The sequence below is a fragment of the Shewanella sp. 30m-14 genome (genome assembly GCF_052977125.1).
In genome coordinates, this window is the sequence record NZ_JBRILW010000007.1 from 67,836 (window position 1) to 87,956 (window position 20,121).

A 20,121-nucleotide genomic window follows, 5' to 3' on the forward strand; every position below is an offset into this window, starting at 1 on the left:
GGCTTTAACAAGGGGATATGTCAGTGGTAAATAGAGAGTTAGAAAAGCAATTATTATTGTCGATGAAGCACTCTTTGATTGTTTCTTGTCAGCCAGTAGATGATGGTCCGATGGACAAGGTTGAGCACGTTGTGGCTATGGCGCTGGCTGCCGTGAATGGTGGAGCCAAAGGGTTAAGAATCGAAGGTGTCGAGAATGTACGGGCGGTGGCCAAGGTAAGCCCTGTGCCAATTGTCGGTATTATAAAAAGAGATTTAGCTGATAGCGCTGTGCGTATCACGCCATATGTTGATGATGTCAATGCGTTAGCAAAGGCTGGCGCAAGTATTATTGCATTTGATGGAACAGACAGGAGCCGCCCTGCATCAATGTTACAGCTATTAGAGGCAATCCACATGGCAGGTTGTGTTGCTATGGCAGATTGTGCTGATTATGAGGTTGGCTTAATGCTGGCTCAACATGGCTGCACTTTTATTGGCAGTACATTGTCTGGTTACACCGATAACTCAGCCCCTCCTTTTGAGCCTGATTATAACTTGGTGAGCCGCTGGGTAAGTCAGGGGCTGAATGTAATTGCAGAAGGGCGTTATAACTCTCCTGAGCGGGCAGCATGTGCCATAGAGCTTGGTGCGTTTTCCGTTACTGTTGGATCAGCTATTACACGTGTGGAACACATTACTCAGTGGTTTGTGGCTGGCGTTGAAGCGGGCGGTAATACCAGTGTACTGGCAAGTGAAAATGCCCAAGACGGTATAGGAGCCTTGGCTACATGATTATCGCAATTGATGTTGGCGGCACCAAGATATCGGCTGCGTTAATCAAGGGGACTAAAGTCATTGAACTCAGGAAAGTTGATTCAATTATCCATCAAGACTTAGCTAACCTTGCAAGTTACCTTGTTAACTTATGTGAAGGTTGGGCAGAGCAGGCATTTACGATTGCGGTAGCCTGTACTGGGCTTGTGGGAGCAGAGCGAGTTAACTTTTTATCTGCAAACGATTCGCTACCGCTAAAGCAGCAACTTGAAATAGGCTTTGGTTTACCTGTTGTTATGTTAAACGATGCTGCCGCTGCAGCCTGGGCTGAATATACCTTAAGGCCTGATAGGTCAGACAATACTTTGGCCTACATTACCGTTTCAACCGGTGTGGGTGGTGGCATTGTTCAAAATGGCAAGTTAGTGATGGCTGATGATGGATTTTGTGCGCACATTGGGCATATGTCAGTGAGTCGGTCAGGTTTGCCTGCAATAGAGTGTCATTGTGGCAGGTTTAACTGTGTCGAGGCCCTATCTTCAGGGACGGCTATCGCTAATCAAGCGTCAACTATTTTAAATAAAGGTGTTAGCTGCAAAACCGTTTTTAATGAGCATTTATCCCATCCAGAAATAGCCCAGTTACTAGAGCAGGCAACTGATACCATTGTTGAGCTTATCGCTAACATTAGAGCCTTAACAGGAACGCGTATCGTGGTGTTAGGCGGCAGTGTCGGCTCTACAAACTTATTTCAAGAGCGAATAAAAACCAAATTAAAGGCACTTCCTAAAATCTACCACGTCGAACTCGTTGCCCCTGTCTCTGGAGAGCATGCCGACCTTATTGGTGCAGCTTTGTATGCCGGTTCGGTAATTGGTTGTGATTAATAGATGCCAGTGTTTTACCTTTTGATATTGTGATTAATGATGCCAGTGTTTTACCTTGATATTGTGATTAATGGATGCCTGTGTTTTACCTTGATATTGTGATTAATGGATGCCTGTGTTTTACCTTGATATTGGAATTGATATGCAAGTAATTATTTTAGATACCCCAGAGCAAGTTGCCGAAAAGTCAGCGCAATGGGTAACAGAAGTCATTAAACAAAAGCCTGCGGCAGTTTTAGGTTTAGCTACCGGAAGCACGCCAATTAGTCTATATGAGCTTCTGGTGGAGCAATATCGACATGGCGACTTAAGCTTTGCCGATATCACCACATTTAATCTTGATGAGTACCACAATATTGCGGCTGAGAATCCTCAAAGTTACCGTACTTTTATGCAAAAGCATTTATTTGATCATGTTGATATTGCGCCTAGTCGGACGTATTTACCTACATGTAGCTCAGAGCAAAATCCTCGCCTCCAAGGCCAGGCGTATGAGCAAAAGATAAAAGATAAAGGTGGAATAGATCTGCAAATATTGGGCATAGGTGCAAATGGTCATATAGGTTTTAACGAGCCAACATCGAGTCTGTCATCACGCACCAGAATAAAAACTTTAACCAAGCAAACGTTAACAGATAACAGCCGTTTATTTGGTCAAGGTGAATTTCAACCAACAATGGCTATGACTATGGGGATTGCCACTATTTTAGAAGCTAGTTATGTGTTGTTGATGGCTACAGGAAAAAATAAAGCGTCGGCAGTGAAGCAAATGATCACCGGACCATTAAATGCCATGTGTCCCGCATCAGCGCTACAGTTACATCAGCATGCGGTTATTCTTATCGATAAGGCCGCCGCTAGCGAGCTAACTGAACAAGATTACTTTTTGTGGGCCGATAAAGAGCAGCAAAAAGTGACTGATAGTCACGGACTATTAACAATGTGCTAGCTTGTGTGCGGCAGTTAATTTGAGTGCTTCTTTATAAAGCCATATTGTTTAATATGGCTTTTTTTATTGCCGCAAAATAAGAATAATCAATCGAAAGAGAGTCAACTCTATGAGTTTAAAGAGGGGGGGGGATAAATCAATTTTAAATTGAGTCGGTATAGATAAAGAAAAACCATCATCAAGATGATGATGGTTTGATATATAGTGCATTAAATGCGACCTCACTATAAAACACTTAAAATATCGGCAAAATATTGGTGTTTTGCTATATATCGAAAGTCTAAGGAAATCTAGGTGTTAACGAGTTCGGCTTACTATTACTTATTGGGTTGGCCAAATGGGGTGGTTAAAGCTACCGACTTGGCCTTTAAACATAAATATAAGTAAGAAATAAGCGATAGCATCAGCATCATGGCGTTATGAAGCTGTATGCTCCATAAAGCCGGCGGCTTTCATTTGCACGATGACCTCCTCTTTTTCTTGTGGTGATAGAGCTCTAATTGGCAAGCGAGGATCGCCAACATCAATCCCATGTAGTTGCATTGCCGCTTTCCCTGCCGCGACTCCGCCATATTGCACAAGAGGTCGAATAAGGCCAATAACCTTATTCATTAAGTGAGTGACAGTTTGTTGCTCTCCTTTGTTAAACGCATCAATTATGTCCAAATACAGCGAGGCTGCGTAATTATAAGTACTACCAACAGCGCCGATAGCGCCTACTGCGAGCCCGCCTGGCAGTGACTCATCGACACCAAATGGAATATCGAATTTACCATTGGCTACTCGCTTACAGCGCTGAAACTCATATAAGTCGACATGGTTAAATTTTATACCTGCAAGGTTATCAATGACTTTATCTGCTTTGATAAGAAACTGTTCCATATCAAACATGACATTCGACATTCCTGAGTGGTAGTAATAAAAAGCTTTACTTGGCGCCGCGGCCGCGACGGTTGCGCAGTATTTGACAAGGCAATCGACTGAACTGGGTTTAAAAAAGCAAGGTGCAATAACGGATGTTGCAAATACATCAAGAGTGTCGGCGTGCTTAGTTAGCTCTAGCGTGTCAACAATGGATAGGGCACCAGTATGAACTGTAATACTTAGTTTACCTTGTGCGGCATTAACCCAGCGCTCTGCTACCGCTTTTCGCTCATTGACGGAGCAATTGAGGCCTTCGCCTGTTGTGCCGCAAATATAAACACCTTTAACATTTTGTTTGATGAGCAGTGCGGCAATTTGATCGATAACAGGCAGATTAACATCACCATTAATATCAAATGGAGTATGCGGTGCTGCGATTAATCCAGTTAGTTTTTTCATGGTAATCCTTTATTTAAATTAAAATATTTGTTTGCCATCAATCCATGTTTGGTTTACGTGTAAACTTGTTTGGTTACTCTTTTCAAGTACGGTGAAGTCTGCATTAGCGCCTATTGCAAGTAATTGCGTGGCTGTATTAATGCCGAGAAAGTCTGCTGGATACACACTTGCCATTCTTAGAGACTCTTCTAGTGAAATATCTAGCATAGTTTGGGCGTTGTTGACCGCCGTTATCATATCTAATGCAGAGCCTGCTAATTGACCGGTTTGGCTGGTTAACTTATTAGTGCTGAGTTGTATTTGATGACCATCAAACTCAAATGTTTGTTGGTTGCTACCAATGGTAGACATTGCATCAGTCACTAACATCATTTTTCCATTGCTTTTAACTTTGGTAGCAAGCTTTGCCGTTGCAGGGTGCACGTGATGGCCGTCTAAGATAAGGCCACACCAGCTATTCTTATCAAGAAGTGCAGCGCCTAGCATATTGGGGTCTCGGGATGTGAGTGGCGACATTGCATTAAATAGATGAGTAAACCCGATTGCGCCAGTATCGAGCGCTGTTTGAGTGAGTTCAAAGCTCGCATTGGAGTGGCCTAAACATACTTTAACATTGTGTGCTATTAGCGATTTTACTTGCTCTGTTGTCACACACTCTGGTGCGATGGTGACCACTTTTATACCTAGGTCGTTACGGCAATACACTGCCATTTCTTGATCACTTAGGGCCCTTATGTGCTGGCTATTGTGGATCCCTTTTTTGGGCTCGCTGATATGAGGTCCTTCAAAGTGAACACCTATAACGCCTGGAAGCCGTTTTTTAATGGCGTCAGCGATAGTATTTGCGGCATTGTTTAATGTGGTTAAATCACTGGTAATTAGCGTTGGAAGTAACCCAGTGGTGCCATAACGACTGTGGGCATGCACCATAGCTTCGAGAGCCGTTAAGTGAGTTTGCTGATTAAACAAATAGCCGCCACCACCATTAACTTGAACGTCAATAAAGCCTGGGGTTAATAATCCTGAAATTTTGAATTCTTTTGCGTTGTTTACGCTATCAAAAGCAATCACTTTACCATCTTGGAAAGTGATTGGCTGATCTTCCAAGATCTCTCTACCATTAAATACTTGCTCGGCTATCACTGTCGTAATCATGATTTATTAGGCTCTATTGCTGAAGACAATCCCACTTGATGCGGTTCTATGATCCGGCGCTGAGTGAGTGTAAGGTTAGCCAGTTGCGCTACCTGTCATAACAGGTATCTCGTCAACCTGTTATACCAATGTACCAGTTGTTTGTTTTTTGTCAAAGAAAAGTTTCGTGTTGATGTGGCTTATGCTTGTTGGGGAGTGAATTGCGCACGAGTCTATTTTGGATTGATGTTATCTCTGTGAGGGTCAAACCCGCAGGCTGATTAGTTAAACTAGATATTGATGTGCAAGCTGTGATGCTATTGAGGCATAGCAGTACTAGCTATGCAAACGAATGTCCATAAACAAAATTGCATCTATACTTACATGGTGGTGTAATAGGTATACCTGTTAGGTTTTTATTATGATAAGGAAAACGATTGATGGAATATATTGTTGGCGCATATGCTACTGCTCCTTCGGCTGCAGGTTGGGAGCCTGAGCTTGAGACACAGTATTATCAACATTTAAAGTCCGAAGAAAACATTATTGGTATTGAACATCCTTTTGTCGGTAAGTTACATCCTTATGATGATGAATGGTTTTTAAGTAATGTCAGTAAGGACTGGCAGTTTGTATTTACCTCTATTCCAGGAGTGATGGGACAGTTAGCGAGTAATCCCCACTTCGGTATAGCGTCAACAAATGAAGCCGGTAGACAAGCCGCATTAGTTTTTTATCAGCAGGCTCAACAAGCGATTATTACATTAAATAATCATCTTGGACGGGAGGCGGTAAGTTTTCTTAAGATTCATACGGCTCCCAAAATATCAAAAAATTCAACATCGTCTGTTACAGCCTTACAATATTCATTAGAGACAATGTTGTCGTGGGATTGGCACGGAGCAAAACTGGTTATTGAGCATTGTGATGCCTATATAGAAGGCCAAGATGCAGAAAAAGGATTTATGCGTTTAGAAGATGAGATCTCGGCTGCACAATACGTTAATAGTAAACTACAGAGTGACCTAGGTATTAGTATTAATTGGGGGCGTTCGGCAATTGAGGCTCGCAGTACTAACGGACCTTTACAGCACATTGAATTGGCTAAGCAGAGCGGATTACTGAAAGGCATTATATTTTCTGGAGCCAGTGATATTGAAGGGCCGTATGGCAAGTGGAAGGATACCCACATGCCTCCTGCTAAAGATCTCTATATTCCAAGTTATGCCGAAGGTTCATTATTGACCTTTAAAGAGATCGCAAATTCATTGCAGGCGTGTCAACCGCACAGCTTGAGCTTTATCGGCGGTAAAATTTCTTTGCAACCAAACCGAGCCGATGTTGAGCAACGTGTTTCATATATAAAAAGTTTACTGACCTTGTTGGATCATGCTTTAGAACCAAATGGAACGTCAGTTTCTTAAAATGGGACTAGGAGCTGTTAGATTTCTAATTAAAGTTAAGTGTTTTTAACGGCAAATTTAGCCGTGAAGCGGTGGGGATTTTAGAGAGTATGTCTGGTTTTATTTAACGTGAAATCACGCTCAAATTCAGGCTTTCTATGTTAACATCCCCAACCAATCTATTTAGCAAAGCTTTTTCCTTTGGCTATTTAATTCAATTTTAGAGGTGTGCAGCACCTTGTTATGCGGAACGTTAAATGAAATTTAGTCCACTCGTTGATGAGCTCATTCAGTCACTTCGTTGTTTACCTGGTGTTGGCCCAAAATCTGCCCAAAGAATGGCGTTTCAGCTGTTAGAGCGTGACCGTAAAGCGGGATCTAAACTTGCTGACTCGCTAGCTAAAGCGATGTCAGATGTCGGACATTGTCAGTCATGTCGTACTTTCACCGAGGAAACTTACTGCCCAATTTGTGTCAGTACAAAGCGTGGTCATTCAGATGTGATTTGCGTAGTTGAAACTCCTGCGGATGTGTTGGCAATTGAGGCTGGCGGTCATTTTTCTGGGCGATACTTTGTCTTATTAGGGCACTTATCTCCGCTTGACGGTGTTGGCCCTGAAGAGTTAGGGCTGGCGCTACTTGAGCAGCATTTAGCGTCAGGTGATATCAATGAGCTTATTTTAGCGACCAATCCCACTGTTGAGGGTGACGCCACTGCGCACTATATCGCCGATATGGCAAAGCGTCACCAACTAACCGTTAGCCGAATTGCCCATGGTGTACCCGTCGGCGGTGAGCTGGAGTATGTTGATAGCACCACGTTAGCGCTTTCTTTTAACGGACGTTTACCGATTTAATGTTTGTGTGCTTTGCATGATGAAGTGCATATAAAAAACGCAATTAAACCCAGTCAACGCATTGTCGCAGACTGGGTTTTTTTTGTGCAATTAAAACCAATGCAGCATTTCTCCCTTGAAAAGCCATTTTATAACCCCATCTTATTTGTAAGCTTTATTTAAACTGATTTTTAAAGGGAACATTTCATGTCACAACAAGAGACGCACGGCTTTCAAACTGAAGTCAAACAACTATTGCATTTGATGATCCACTCTTTGTACTCGAATAAAGAGATCTTTTTGCGTGAGTTGGTATCTAACGCGGCAGACGCGGCAGATAAGCTACGCTATGAAGCCCTTACAAACGATGATCTTTATGGCGGTGATGGCGAACTACGGGTTCGCATTAGCACCGATAAAGAGAAAGGTACCGTAACGATTGAAGATAACGGTATTGGTATGACGCGCGATGGTGTGATTGAACACTTAGGCACAATCGCCAAGTCAGGCACCGCAGATTTTTTCAAAAACCTTTCAGGTGACGAATCAAAAGATTCACAGTTAATTGGTCAGTTTGGTGTTGGTTTCTACTCAGCTTTTATTGTTGCTGATCGTGTAACTGTACGCACTCGCGCTGCAGGTCATAGCGTTGATGAAGCGGTACTTTGGGAGTCTGCGGGTGAAGGTGACTTTACCGTTGAGACTATCTCTAAGCAAAACCGGGGTACTGAAATCACATTACATCTGCGTGCAGATGAGCAAGAGTTTGCAGATGACCATCGCCTACGTTCAATCATCACTAAGTACTCAGATCATATCTCTGTACCGGTAGAGATGTATGAAGAAGGCACGCCTGCGGTTGAAGCAACAGAAGAGGGCGCTGAAGCAACGCCTGCAGTTGAAGGTAGCTGGAAGCCTATCAACAAAGCGACAGCACTTTGGACTCGTAACAAGAGCGATGTGTCAGAGGAAGAGTACAAAGAGTTTTACAAATACCTTTCTCATGATTTTGCTGACCCATTACTTTGGAGTCACAACCGTGTAGAAGGTAAGCAAGAATACACGAGTTTACTTTATGTTCCAGCTAAAGCGCCTTGGGATATGTGGAATCGCGACCGTAAACATGGTCTAAAGCTGTTTGTGCAACGTGTATTTGTGATGGACGATGCAGAGCAGTTTATGCCAAGTTACTTACGTTTTGTGCAGGGCCTTATCGACTCAAACGACTTACCTCTGAACGTATCTCGTGAGATTTTACAAGATAATAAAGTCACCACGGCACTGCGCACTGCTGTAACTAAGCGTGTACTGGGCATGCTTGAAAAGCTTGCTAAGAATGATGCTGAAAAGTATCAGTCTTTTTGGACCGAATTTGGCCAAGTGCTAAAAGAAGGCCCAGCTGAAGATTTTGCTAACAAAGAACGTATCGCTGGCCTATTACGTTTTGCATCGACGCATACCGGTGAAGCGACTGCCAATGTATCACTGGCAGATTATGTTGAACGTATGAAAGAAGGTCAGTCTAAGATCTATTTCATTGTCGCCGACAGCTATGAAGCTGCTGCAAACAGCCCACACCTTGAATTACTGCGTAAGAAGGGCATCGAAGTGCTGTTGATGTCAGAGCGTATCGATGAGTGGTTGATTAATCACTTAACTGAATTTGACGGTAAGAAGTTACATTCAGTTACACGTGGTGATCTTGAACTGGGTGAGCTTGAAGATGCGGGTGAGAAAGAAGCACAAGAGAAACTTGAAACTGAGTCAGAAGGCTTAGTTAAGCGCGTTAAAGATAGCCTAGGCGATAAAGTTTCCGAGGTTAAGGTGACGACACGTCTAACCGATACCCCTGCTTGTGTGGTTGCTGGTGAAGGTGAGATGTCGACGCAGATGATCAAGTTGATGCAAGCAGCTGGTCAAGATGTACCAGAGCCTAAGCCGACATTTGAGCTAAACCCTGAGCACCCTCTAGTAGCACGTTTAAATGACGAGCAAGACGAGCAGCAATTTGCACAGTGGTCAGAGCTATTATTACAGCAAGCATTGTTGTCAGAAAAAGGCAGCCTAGCTGACCCATCTGCGTTTATTAAGCTAATGAACCAAATGCTACTAGCTAACGTTAAGTAATTAGCAGCTATGATTAAAGAGGCAGTAACACTGCCTCTTTTTTATGGTCCAGATTGGTATAAGTTCAGGCGAAAGCTAAAGGAAAGTTATGGAATCGATTCTAGAACTGACTAAAGAAAATATTCAACAAGTAGTCGATGCTTCGATGGAGCAGGTCGTTGTGATGGCCTTTTGGGCGAGTCAAAGCCCTGAGAGCTTAGCCTTGATGCAGACCCTTGAGAATATTGCACAGCAGCAAGCGGGCCGTTTTGTACTCGCTAAAGTTAACTGTGAAACAGAAATGGAAATTGCTAATTATTTCCAGATCCAAAGTTTGCCAACCACCCTAGTTTTGCATGAAGGTAAACCGGTTGATGGTTTTGCTGGTGTACAAGAAGCGCCGCAAATATTAGAGATGCTAGATAAGCATCTACCCGCTGAGTGGCAACTTAAGCTTAATCAAGCACGTGTATTTTTAGCCGAGCAAAATGCCATTGGCGCTTTGCCTTTGTTAAAAGAGGCGTATAGCGACAAGCAACTGCCAGAAATCGCGTTAGCATTAGCCGATGTTTATCTGTCACTGGGTGTACTTGAAGATGCTCAAGGTTTACTCGACTCTGTAGGCCTGGCTGATCAAGACAGTTATTATCAAAGTCTCAAGGCAAAGTTAGCTTTAGCGTTAGATGCTGCCGATACGCCCGAGATTAGAAAGCTGCAACAAGATGTAGACAATGCCCCTGATAACTTAGCCTTAGCAGTTGAGTTAGCGAAAGCATTGCATCAAGCAGGACGTAACGATGAAGCATTAGCTTTGTTGTTTGCACCGCTGCAAAAAGATGTTTCCGCATTAGATGGCAAGGTAAAGGGACTTTTTTTAGAGATTTTAACCGCGTTAGGGCAAGGCAATAGCTTAGCTAATCAATACAGACGTAAACTCTACACTTTACTTTACTGATTGGTGATGGTTGACCTTTCACGGTTACTTTTGCCGCTGTTTATTGGCTATTTGATAAGGTAAAGGTTATGCCGCTTAGCCATTCTCCACATATAGCCTATAACGCAGTAAAATAGCCAAGAAGCGCGGCGCTTCAATCGTTCTATTGCTGCGTTACACGCTTTTTGCTTAGCTAGCTAATCATCATTGTTTATGCCTTGCACTAAAACGATTGGATCCGAACAAAAGCTAAGCTCGAAAGATTAACAGCCCTAGTATCAAAGATTTTTATTATGACTGATGCTAAAGTCGAATGAAAATAGCTTCAAAATAGCGGCTATTTATGCGAAGATCGCCGCCCTAAACATAACAATACCCATCGACTAGACAGCTTTTTGCTTATTCTAGGCGGATGTTGGTATCACAGTGCGAAATTAAGAGGAAGATTCAGATGCGCATTATGCTATTAGGTGCCCCAGGTGCCGGTAAAGGTACCCAAGCCCAATTCATCATGGAAAAGTACGGTATTCCTCAAATTTCAACAGGCGACATGCTACGTGCAGCGGTAAAAGCGGGCACTCCACTTGGCTTAGAAGCTAAGAAAGTCATGGACGCTGGCCAGTTGGTTTCTGATGAGCTAATCATTGGCTTAGTAAAAGAGCGTGTAGCACAAGATGATTGTGCTAAAGGTTTCCTATTAGACGGCTTCCCACGCACTATTCCGCAAGCAGATGCTATGGCTTCAAGCGGTATTGCACTTGATCACGTGATTGAAATCGACGTGCCTGACGAAGAGATCGTTAAGCGCATGAGCGGTCGTCGTGTTCATTCTGGTTCTGGCCGTGTTTACCACATCGTTTTTAATCAACCAAAGGTTGAAGGTAAAGATGACGTAACTGGTGAAGATTTAGCAATCCGTCCTGACGATGAAGAGTCTACAGTACGTAAGCGTCTTGATATTTATCACGAGCAAACTAAGCCATTAGTAGAATACTACGGCGCAATTGCAGCTAAAGGTGACGTGACTTATAACAAGTTTGACGGCACTCAGTCTGTAGCGACTGTTAGCGAAGAGATCGTTACGGTTCTTGGCTAAAAACAACGCTTACAGAGTATAAAAAATACTCGAGTAAATATGTGTTTATGAGCTAGTTCTCATATTTGAAAAAGCCCATTTAAATGGGCTTTTTTTATGCGTTTTGCAGTGATAGCCTGACGTGAATATCTTACTAAAAAGAGAATTCATGTGAGTGACTCTGTGCCTCCATTTGGCGTGTTGTTAGTAAACTTAGGTACGCCTGATTCACCAACTGCTGCTGATGTTAAAAAATTCCTAAAACAGTTTTTAAGTGACCCTCGCGTGGTCGATTTATCACCGTGGATCTGGAAGCCGATTTTAAACGGCATCATATTGAACACCCGCCCGTCAAAAGTCGCTAAACTCTATCAATCTATTTGGTGGGAAGATGGCTCGCCACTAATGGTGATAAGCCAGAAACAGCGCGATAAACTCAAGATGTTATTAAAAGAGACGCTTGGACAATCTATTCCTGTTGAATTAGGCATGAGTTATGGCAATCCATCACTGCAGACAGGCCTTGATAACTTAACGTCTCAAGGCGTTGATAAGGTTTTCGTTCTGCCGCTTTACGCTCAATATTCCTGCTCTACTGTTGCGCCGGTCTATGATGCGCTAGCCGAGCTATTAAAAGCTGAGCGTAATATCCCAGAAATGCGTATGAATAAGCAGTACTTTGATCATCCCGCCTATATCCAAGCCTTAGCGCAGTCGGTTAAAAACCATTGGCAGGCCAAAGGCCAGGCAGAAGTGTTATTGATGTCGTTTCATGGCGTACCGCTGCGCTACGTGACCGAAGGCGACCCTTATCAACAGCAATGCCAACGAACCGCTGAACTGTTGGCTGAACAACTTGAATTAACTGCAGAGCAATGGCGAGTTTGTTTTCAATCGCAATTTGGAAAAGAGCAATGGATCTCTCCAGCAACTGATCAGTTATTAGAGGACTTACCCAAGCAAGGGATAAAATCAGTGGATATTATGTGCCCAGCATTCTCTTGTGATTGCTTGGAAACACTCGAAGAGATCGCTGAAGAAGGCAAAGAGGCGTTTCTGTCTGCTGGTGGTGAACGTTACGAGTTTATTGCTTGTTTGAATGATTCAGAGCAACATATTCAACTATTAGCCCAAATTGTTCAAAAACAAACTCAAGGTTGGCATTAATTTCTGCTGTATTGGGTGATTTCAGCTAGCGAAAGAGGAGGGTTGTGGTAAAATCGCCCACCTTTTCGTGCATCTAGCCTTTTGAATCTATCTTATAGGCTTGGTTTTTGACTAGGCTATAACGTTGAAGACAAAATTTTTATCGCGTTAGTCGCTAGAGGTGCAGAGTTTGTTTATTCGAATTAGAATAAACAACTTGAGATAACTTACCCGTTTTAATTTATATTTTGCATGGATGCCGAATGAAAGAGAGCTCTATATGAAGTTTCCAGGTCAGCGTAAGTCTAAACACTATTTTCCCGTTAAAAATCGTGATCCTCTGCTTGCGCAGTTGATCCAACAGCCTCTGCCAATTTCAACCTACATCTCTGGTATCGATCAGACGCTTGTAGATATTGAGGCGAAAGTGGAAGATGAGCTATTGACTCGATATGAGTTACCTAAAGGCAACTCAACTTTAATCGATGATGATAGAGCACACGCGCTTTATACCGAGTTGAAACAACAAGAGCTTATCAGTGACGAGTTCGCGGGTGGCACCATTGGTAATACGGTTCATAACTATTCTATTTTAGCTGACGACCGCTCAGTACTGTTTGGCGTTATGAGCCAAAACATTGAAATTGGCAGTTATGCTTATCGTTACCTGTGTAATACCTCTTCTAAAGTCGATTTGAACTACCTTCAGCCAGTCGCTGGCCCAATTGGTCGTTGCTTCACGCTGATCTCTGAGTGCGGCGAGCGTACTTTTGCTATCAGCAAAGGCTCAATGGACAAAATGACGCCGGAATATATCGATAAAGAAGTGGTTCAAGGTGGCTCTGCGTTGATCTTAACCGCGTATTTGATGCGCGCAAGTGGTGACGATCAGATCACTGACGCGGCAATGACGGCGATTAACTATGCTAAAGAAGCTGAAGTGCCTGTGGTGTTAACGCTTGGTACGCGTTTCCTCATTGAAGAAGATCCTAAATGGTGGCAGGAGTTCATTAACGAACATGTGACCATTTTGGCGATGAATGAAGATGAAGGTGAAGCGTTAACTGGCTTTAGCGATCCACTGCAAGCCAGTGAAGCAGCGCTTGAGTGGTGTGACATGGTGTTAACAACGGCGGGTCCTTTAGGGCTTTATACCGCGGGTTACACTGAAGATTCTGAAAAGCGCGAAACCAGCCACACTCTGCTACCGGGCTCTATTCCAGAGTTTAACCGTTATGAGTTTTCACGTCCTAAATTAAAAGTAGATTGTGAATCACCATTAAAGGTGTACGCACATATTTCACCTTATATGGGCGGCCCAGAAATTATTCGTAATACTAACGGCGCCGGTGATGGTGCATTAGCGGCGCTATTGCATGATTTAGCGTCTAACACTTTCCATAAGACCAATGTGCCAGGTTCGAGCAAGCACAAGCGTGATGGCCTGTGTTATTCGTCGTTCTCGCAAATTTGTAAGTACGCAAACCGCGTTGCTTATGAAGTACTCGCGCAGCATAGCCCAAGACTTTCTCGCGGCTTACCAGAGCGTGAAGATAGCTTAGAAGAGTCGTACTGGGAAAGATAAGCACAGCGGCCTTTATGGCCTAATAGCGACATCTTTTTGAAAGGCATAACTTGGTTAATTCGAGTTATGCCTTTTTTGAATCTATCATTTTAATTTAAACAATTAATGATATGAGCGAATACATTAAGAATGTACCGGTAGACTGTATGGTTGGCGGCGTACCTTCGAGAGGATTAAAGAAACTCAATTCTACTGAGCAATCGCTGTAGCTAATGGGCCAGCATTGGCAATGCTATGCCGTAAAGGTTGCAACCTGACGAGTTAGCCAGTAAATAGAAAGTAAAAAGGCATCCATTAGGATTAATGCTATTCGGATAAGCCTATATCCCGCGATTCGATTAAAGGCTTACAATGAAAGAACCCAGCTTTCACTGGGTTCTTTGCTTTTAAACGTTTTAGAATATTAGCTAATTTCTCATTTTACGCTTAAACGATCGGCATTGATCCGTTAGGCTACCTTTTTAGGTTGAACGAATATGTTTATTTGTTCAACTTCATTTCTTCAGCGTGTACCTGAGCGTTAAAGCCTGGAGCGACTTTACCCGCTTGAGTATCGTTGAAGATGTCTTCATTAAACTCGTTTTCAGATTTGGCTATCACGACAGTCGCAACAGTATCACCAGTGACGTTAACCGCAGTACGGACCATATCAAGCAATCTATCCACACCAATAATCAATGCGATACCTTCAACAGGAAGGCCTACTTGGTTTAGTACCATAGCAAGCATGATTAGACCCACACCAGGCACACCAGCAGTACCGATAGAGGCAAGGGTTGCTGTTACCACAACCATAGCGTAATCGGTGATGGTTAGCTCGATACCAAATACTTGAGCAATAAAGACGGTTGCAACACCTTGCATAATTGCGGTGCCATCCATGTTAATGGTCGCACCTAGTGGCAAGGTGAAAGAGGCAATCTTATTGTCAACGCCCATACGGTGCTCTGCAGTCTCAATCGTCACAGGCAATGTGGCATTTGAACTTGCCGTACTGAAGGCAAATAGCTGTACGTCGCGGATTTTACGGATAAAGGTGAATGGATTAAGTCCCGAGAATACTTTAAGCAACACAGGGTAAACAACAAACGCATGGATAAGTAATACGCCAAGTACTACGAAGAAGTATTTAACCACGCTACCAAAGGTTTCCATGCCCAGTGTTAGAGCAAGTTTTGCCATCAAGGCAAACACACCATATGGAGCAAGCTGCATGATTAGCGTAACAACACGCATGATCACTTCGTTAAGGTCGTTAAACAGCGCTGCAACACGTGCGCCACGCTCGCCAATATGCGAGATAGCAAAACCGAAGATCACCGCAAATATGATGATCTGCAGCATATTACCTTCACTCATTGCATGCAGTGGGTTAGTGGGGACAAGGTTAATCAGTACATCTGAAAGGCTTGGTGCCTGTTTGACATCAAACTGCATGCCTTCAGTGACCATACTGGCGTTACCTGGGTGGACTGCAATAGCCACTAAAATCGCCATTGAAAGTGCAATCGCAGTGGTAAACAAGTAAAACGCGATGGTTTTGCCACCGAGTCGACCCACTTTAGAAGGCTCACTCAGTGAACAAGTACCACAGACTAATGAAACAAAAACAAGAGGAACAACAAGCATTTTTAAGCTTGAGATAAAGATGGTACCGATTACATTGAGCACACCCTCTGTGATGTACTCTTTGACAAAGTCACTCTCTGGAAACAGATTGCGTAATAACAGCCCGAGAATAATACCGGTAAACATACCGATAATAATTTTACTCGTTAAGCCGAGTTTTTTGGTTTTCGTAGCAGACATAGTGCTTCCTGTATAATTTTTATGCTTTTCAATTTGCGTCATAAAGCCTAGCAAGAAAGTGTCACCGAGGAAATGGGGTAAAAGTTAAGTTTTGCAGGGTTCTTGCAAATAAATAGATGTTTATTGTGGAAAAGTTATGGGAAAATTGTGTAATGTGAGTTGCTAGGTAGCTTGATAGTTATCAAAAATAATAATCTGAGTAACAGGGAGTCTGACAATGAAGTCAGCTTATAGCATTTTTATTGCTTTTATATGGTCGTTTATTCTCGTTGGTTGTAGTGGTGGAGGTAGTATTTCTACCGATCCTGACAACCCAAATCCACCAGAGCCAACCGAAGTCATCACCGTTTCGCTTTCAATTTCTAATTCCGAATCCATTACGGCTGACGCCCCGGCAGAAGTAACTGCAGTGGTAAGCAGTTCGTTAAACGGTCCTTTAGCCGGAAAGCTTGTCACGTTTAAACTAAATGACAGTGATATTGGTACTTTCATCCCTGGTATTGGTACCGATAAAACAGATGCAAATGGTATTGCAAAAGTATTGTTGGCGACGTCTAATATTCCAGGTGCCAGCTCATTAACCGTTGAGGTTGCTGGTTACAGTGATATTGTTTCAGAGCCGTTAGTTTTCGTTATGCAAGGCGACGGTGGCGAAGTCAGTGGAGGAGCCTCCGTTGTTGTGGTATTAACAGATGCCGCGGGTAATGCAATTGAAGCGATTACGACTACAGAACCCGGCAAGATTACTGCAACAGTAACAGGGATCAATAAACCTTCGATAGTGACTTTTGCTACTGCAATCGGAGATCTGCCAATTACCTCAGCTGTAACCGATGTAAATGGTAAAGCGACTGTTGATATCTACGCTGGTAGCTCATTGGGGGCTGGCGAGGTAACAGCATCTCTTTCAACTGGTGAAGAAGGAAAAACGGTTGTTGTGGTTGGTGCGACTAATGTTGTTATGGGCAGTGGCTCACCATTTAAGGAAGGGGTTGCAAGCATCAGTGTTGCCGAGCTAACCGCTGGTGGCACCGCAACGATTTCAGTTGTTATACAAGATGAGAACGGAAACCCTTTTACTCAGCCTGTTGATGTTAACTTTTCATCTACTTGTTCAGCTAAGCTTACTCCAGAAGCTGAAATTAGCTCACCAGTCCCTTCAGTGAATGGTGTAGCAACAACCACTTATTTAGCTCAAGGTTGTAAAGGTGATGATGCGATTAACGTTACAGCTAATGCTGGTGGTTTGAATTTGGCAGCGACAGGAACCATTAACGTGTTATCTGCCAGTGTTGGGAGTATCGTATTTGATTCTGCAACACCTGAAAATATTAGTATTTTAGGAACTGGTGGCGATGAATCATCGGTTGTTAAGTTCAAAGTTCTCGATACTAACAGCAATCCAGTTAGTAACCAGGCAGTATCATTTTCGCTTAATACCGATGTTGGCGGAATTTCACTTGATCCTGTTACTGCCACGACAAATAGTCAGGGTATCGCACAAACTGTTGTCAGAACGGGTACGGTTGCAACATCTGTGCGCGTAACAGGTACTGTGGATGGCTCATCTCCAGTGATATCAAGTCAATCTAAGCAGCTGATTGTTTCAACGGGTATTCCTGACCAAGATAGTTTCTCTCTCTCTGCTTCAGTGTTAAACGCTGAAGCGTGGAATATTGATGGGACAATGGTGAATGTCACAGCTAGACTTGCAGATGCATTTAACAACCCCGTACCTGATGGCACAACAGTGTCTTTTACAACTGAAGGTGGCTCAATTGAAGATGCTTGCCAGACCAAAAATGGTGCTTGTAGCGTTATTTGGACGAGTCAACTTGCAAGGCCTGTAGGTGAGAAACTTATTGATGGCGCTGGAATTCAGATCCGTAACCCTATAAGTAGTCTTGCATACGATGCTGCATTGAAGGTGTACGGTAATTTTTATGGCCAAAAATACGGCGGACGAGCAACGATAACAGCTACCGCTATTGGCGAAGAGTCTTTTCCTGACTTGAATGGTAATGGTCGCTTTGATGCAAACGAAGTCAATGCATTTCAGAACAGTCAAGATGTTAGTGGCATGCCATTTGATCTAAATGATGCATTTGTAGATCATAATGAAGACGGCTTATTTAACCCGCAACAGGCTGGTGGACAATCTGGTGGTGAAGAAGAAGAACCCATAGATTTTAATGCAAATGGCATTTTTGATCTTAAAGATGGTAAATACAACGGTGTGCTCTGTTCTGAAACAGCGCATGATGGTTGCGCTGATGGTATTAATCAACCTAAGTCTATATATGTTCGTGGAAGCCTTGTTATTGTGATGTCAGGCAGTACAGCTCTTGCTACTGATGAATCAAATGTATTGATTGTTGATAGTTATAGTGGTCCGAATGGTACCTACGATCAAAGTATCGATATTATTGGTAAATCGACAGGCACAGTTTATTTTACAATCTCAGATCTTCATAATCAGCAGATGCCAGCGGGTACTAAGGTTAAGTTCACCGCGAGTGCTGGTTCAGTGGTTAGTGGCAGTGAATATACTTGGCCGAGCACGAACTACAATGGTGGGCGAGAGTTTAGTGTGACGGTTAAAGGTGAAGATGAACCTAATTCTGGAACTTTTTTAGTCACAGTCGAAACACCAGGGGTGACGACAGCCGATGGAACAAGGATCAACGGCACAGCAACTGAAGTTATCTCAATTGATATTAATATTAATTAGTTCGATTAATAGGGTATTAACATTTTACCTGTAAAAAAGCCCCGCGATGCGGGGCTTTTTTACTTAGTAAACCAGCTTACGTACAGCCGTTAAATAATCATCTCTGGAACTGGTACACACTGCCTAGCTTCATGATTTGGGTTAGCTCATCAAGGGCTGTGCGGGACTCAATGATAAGCTGCGGATCGGCTAAGTCTTCAACGAGTAAGCGGTCACGATAATGCTTATCAACCCACTGATTTAAGCGTGTGAATAATCCATCGTTCATCAAGGTGTGCTGGTTTACTGCGGCAACTTCGTCTTGATTCATGGCAACACGAAGGCGTAAACAGGCTGGGCCACCGCCATTTTGCATGCTCTGCTTAACGTCAAAGTAAAGCACTTGCTTAATCGGCGTATCAAGAGTGACAAGTTCGTTAAGGTAAGCGAAAACCGCTGGGTTCTCTTGACAGTTAGTTGGCGCAATAATTGCCATTTCACCTGAAGGTAAGGTAACGACTTGGGTATTGAACAGATAACTCTTTACGGCATCTTGAATAGCAACCTTTGAGGTTGGTACTTCAACAAAGTGCAGCGCAGAGTCACCAAATTTGCGCTTAATCTCAGTGAGCTTTTGCTGAGTATTTAAAAACGCCTGCTCATGGTAGAACAACACGTTTTGGTTGCCGACGGCAATCACATCGTTGTGAAATACACCTTGGTCAATCACATCCGGGTTTTGCTGAATATAAACTGTGCCATCATCATCTAATTGGTGTAGGCGGGCGACAGCTTGCGACGCTTCTAGTGTTTGACGAGCGGGGAATTTTTGTGGCCTAGGTGCTGATGGGTTCGTGGCTTCTTGACCATAAACAAATAACTCTACACCAGCATGTCCGTACTCATCGCAAAGACGAGTATGGTTAGCAGCCCCTTCATCACCAAAGCTGGCATGTTCTGGCAGATGTTGGTGATGTTTGAAATAACGGCTATCGTTAAACGTAGCTTGGAGTATATTGCCCGTTGTAATGGGTTCAATGCTGCGGTGAAGCTTGTCGACAAGGTTCGCAGGGGTGAAATGGAGTTTACCGTCGTGTGTGTCTGCGCTTGGAGAGACTGTGGCGGCATTAGCAGTCCACATACTTGATGCACTGCAGCAAGCTCGTAGTAGCGCTGGGGCGTCTTTTGCCGCTTTAGAGAGGATCGCTGCATCTGTGCCTGTAAAACCGATTCTACGAAGCGTGTGTAGGTCTGGGCGTTCTTGAGGTGCAAGCATTCCTTGAACTAAACCGAGATCAGCGAGGGCCTTTGCTTTTTTGAGCCCTTGCTTCGCGGCATCTTTTGGGCTTGAGGTTGCAGCGGCGTTATTTAATGAGGCGACGTTACCAAATGATAAACCAGCGTAATTATGCGTTGGCCCAACGAGTCCGTCGAAATTCGCTTCAAAATGCTTCATTCTTTATCCTTAA

The 20,121-nt window shown here is 43.4% G+C and carries 15 protein-coding genes; 11 read left to right on the forward strand and 4 right to left on the reverse strand.

What is annotated here, in order from left to right; all coding sequences use genetic code 11:
• Positions 1–17: 17 nt before the first annotated feature.
• The 3 genes from ACVBIU_RS07225 (at position 18) to nagB (ending at position 2,591) form a co-directional block, all read left to right on the forward strand.
• Complete coding sequence (locus ACVBIU_RS07225) at positions 18–773, forward strand: N-acetylmannosamine-6-phosphate 2-epimerase (protein WP_447162090.1); 756 nt, start codon at positions 18–20, stop codon at positions 771–773.
• Entirely contained in the window at positions 770–1,642 is an 873-nt protein-coding gene (locus ACVBIU_RS07230) for an ROK family protein (protein WP_447162089.1), read from the forward strand. Before ACVBIU_RS07225 ends, ACVBIU_RS07230 begins: the two co-directional genes overlap by 4 nt.
• Before the next feature lie 142 nt (positions 1,643–1,784).
• Entirely contained in the window at positions 1,785–2,591 is an 807-nt protein-coding gene (gene nagB, locus ACVBIU_RS07235) for a glucosamine-6-phosphate deaminase (RefSeq protein ID WP_447162088.1), read from the forward strand.
• A 417-nt stretch (positions 2,592–3,008) separates the two neighbouring features.
• Here the strand turns inward: nagB and ACVBIU_RS07240 are convergent, their stop codons facing one another.
• The gene (locus tag ACVBIU_RS07240) at positions 3,009–3,914 is read right to left on the reverse strand and encodes a dihydrodipicolinate synthase family protein (protein ID WP_447162087.1); all 906 of its coding nucleotides are present in this window, start codon (positions 3,912–3,914) and stop codon (positions 3,009–3,011) included.
• Positions 3,915–3,932: 18 nt separating this feature from the next.
• Entirely contained in the window at positions 3,933–5,069 is a 1,137-nt protein-coding gene (gene nagA, locus ACVBIU_RS07245; RefSeq protein ID WP_447163425.1) for an N-acetylglucosamine-6-phosphate deacetylase, read from the reverse strand.
• A 419-nt stretch (positions 5,070–5,488) separates the two neighbouring features.
• On the opposite strand from nagA, the gene ACVBIU_RS07250 reads away from it, so the two are divergent.
• The 7 genes from ACVBIU_RS07250 to ACVBIU_RS07280 all read left to right on the forward strand — a co-directional run bounded on the left by ACVBIU_RS07250 (position 5,489) and on the right by ACVBIU_RS07280 (position 14,133).
• Positions 5,489–6,472, forward strand: a complete 984-nt coding sequence (locus ACVBIU_RS07250) for a DUF4862 family protein (protein WP_447163424.1) — start codon at positions 5,489–5,491, stop codon at positions 6,470–6,472.
• A 236-nt stretch (positions 6,473–6,708) separates the two neighbouring features.
• A complete protein-coding gene (gene recR / locus ACVBIU_RS07255) occupies positions 6,709–7,308 on the forward strand; it encodes a recombination mediator RecR (RefSeq protein ID WP_447162084.1) in 600 nt (199 codons plus the stop codon).
• A gap of 186 nt (positions 7,309–7,494) precedes the next feature.
• Positions 7,495–9,414 carry a molecular chaperone HtpG gene (gene htpG, locus ACVBIU_RS07260; protein WP_447163423.1) on the forward strand — a complete coding sequence of 640 codons (1,920 nt, stop codon included), beginning with the start codon at positions 7,495–7,497 and terminating at the stop codon, positions 9,412–9,414.
• A gap of 88 nt (positions 9,415–9,502) precedes the next feature.
• On the forward strand, positions 9,503–10,348 hold the full coding sequence (locus ACVBIU_RS07265) for a co-chaperone YbbN (protein ID WP_447162082.1): 846 nt from the start codon (positions 9,503–9,505) through the stop codon (positions 10,346–10,348).
• Between the two features lie 430 nt (positions 10,349–10,778).
• The gene (adk, locus tag ACVBIU_RS07270) at positions 10,779–11,423 is read left to right on the forward strand and encodes an adenylate kinase (RefSeq protein ID WP_447162081.1); all 645 of its coding nucleotides are present in this window, start codon (positions 10,779–10,781) and stop codon (positions 11,421–11,423) included.
• Positions 11,424–11,573: 150 nt separating this feature from the next.
• Positions 11,574–12,569, forward strand: a complete 996-nt coding sequence (gene hemH / locus ACVBIU_RS07275) for a ferrochelatase (protein ID WP_447162080.1) — start codon at positions 11,574–11,576, stop codon at positions 12,567–12,569.
• Positions 12,570–12,828: 259 nt separating this feature from the next.
• A complete protein-coding gene (locus tag ACVBIU_RS07280) occupies positions 12,829–14,133 on the forward strand; it encodes an inosine/guanosine kinase (protein ID WP_447162079.1) in 1,305 nt (434 codons plus the stop codon).
• Positions 14,134–14,613: 480 nt separating this feature from the next.
• Here the strand turns inward: ACVBIU_RS07280 and ACVBIU_RS07285 are convergent, their stop codons facing one another.
• On the reverse strand, positions 14,614–15,942 hold the full coding sequence (locus ACVBIU_RS07285) for a dicarboxylate/amino acid:cation symporter (protein WP_447163422.1): 1,329 nt from the start codon (positions 15,940–15,942) through the stop codon (positions 14,614–14,616).
• Positions 15,943–16,159: 217 nt separating this feature from the next.
• Here ACVBIU_RS07285 and ACVBIU_RS07290 point away from each other — a divergent pair, with 217 nt between their 5' ends.
• On the forward strand, positions 16,160–18,673 hold the full coding sequence (locus ACVBIU_RS07290) for a hypothetical protein (RefSeq protein WP_447163421.1): 2,514 nt from the start codon (positions 16,160–16,162) through the stop codon (positions 18,671–18,673).
• 97 nt (positions 18,674–18,770) lie between these two features.
• Here the strand turns inward: ACVBIU_RS07290 and astB are convergent, their stop codons facing one another.
• Complete coding sequence (astB, locus tag ACVBIU_RS07295) at positions 18,771–20,108, reverse strand: N-succinylarginine dihydrolase (protein WP_447163420.1); 1,338 nt, start codon at positions 20,106–20,108, stop codon at positions 18,771–18,773.
• Between the last annotated feature and the right edge of the window lie 13 nt (positions 20,109–20,121).

Excerpts from the sequence above, each read along its gene's own strand:
- ACVBIU_RS07225 (WP_447162090.1), top strand. The coding sequence starts at position 18 with ATGTCAGTGGTAAATAGAGAGTTAGAAAAGCAATTATTATTGTCGATG.
- ACVBIU_RS07230 (WP_447162089.1), top strand. The coding sequence starts at position 770 with ATGATTATCGCAATTGATGTTGGCGGCACCAAGATATCGGCTGCGTTA.
- nagB (WP_447162088.1), top strand. The coding sequence starts at position 1,785 with ATGCAAGTAATTATTTTAGATACCCCAGAGCAAGTTGCCGAAAAGTCA.
- ACVBIU_RS07240 (WP_447162087.1), bottom strand. The coding sequence starts at position 3,914 with ATGAAAAAACTAACTGGATTAATCGCAGCACCGCATACTCCATTTGAT.
- nagA (WP_447163425.1), bottom strand. The coding sequence starts at position 5,069 with ATGATTACGACAGTGATAGCCGAGCAAGTATTTAATGGTAGAGAGATC.
- ACVBIU_RS07250 (WP_447163424.1), top strand. The coding sequence starts at position 5,489 with ATGGAATATATTGTTGGCGCATATGCTACTGCTCCTTCGGCTGCAGGT.
- recR (WP_447162084.1), top strand. The coding sequence starts at position 6,709 with ATGAAATTTAGTCCACTCGTTGATGAGCTCATTCAGTCACTTCGTTGT.
- htpG (WP_447163423.1), top strand. The coding sequence starts at position 7,495 with ATGTCACAACAAGAGACGCACGGCTTTCAAACTGAAGTCAAACAACTA.
- ACVBIU_RS07265 (WP_447162082.1), top strand. The coding sequence starts at position 9,503 with ATGGAATCGATTCTAGAACTGACTAAAGAAAATATTCAACAAGTAGTC.
- adk (WP_447162081.1), top strand. The coding sequence starts at position 10,779 with ATGCGCATTATGCTATTAGGTGCCCCAGGTGCCGGTAAAGGTACCCAA.
- ACVBIU_RS07280 (WP_447162079.1), top strand. The coding sequence starts at position 12,829 with ATGAAGTTTCCAGGTCAGCGTAAGTCTAAACACTATTTTCCCGTTAAA.
- ACVBIU_RS07285 (WP_447163422.1), bottom strand. The coding sequence starts at position 15,942 with ATGTCTGCTACGAAAACCAAAAAACTCGGCTTAACGAGTAAAATTATT.
- ACVBIU_RS07290 (WP_447163421.1), top strand. The coding sequence starts at position 16,160 with ATGAAGTCAGCTTATAGCATTTTTATTGCTTTTATATGGTCGTTTATT.
- astB (WP_447163420.1), bottom strand. The coding sequence starts at position 20,108 with ATGAAGCATTTTGAAGCGAATTTCGACGGACTCGTTGGGCCAACGCAT.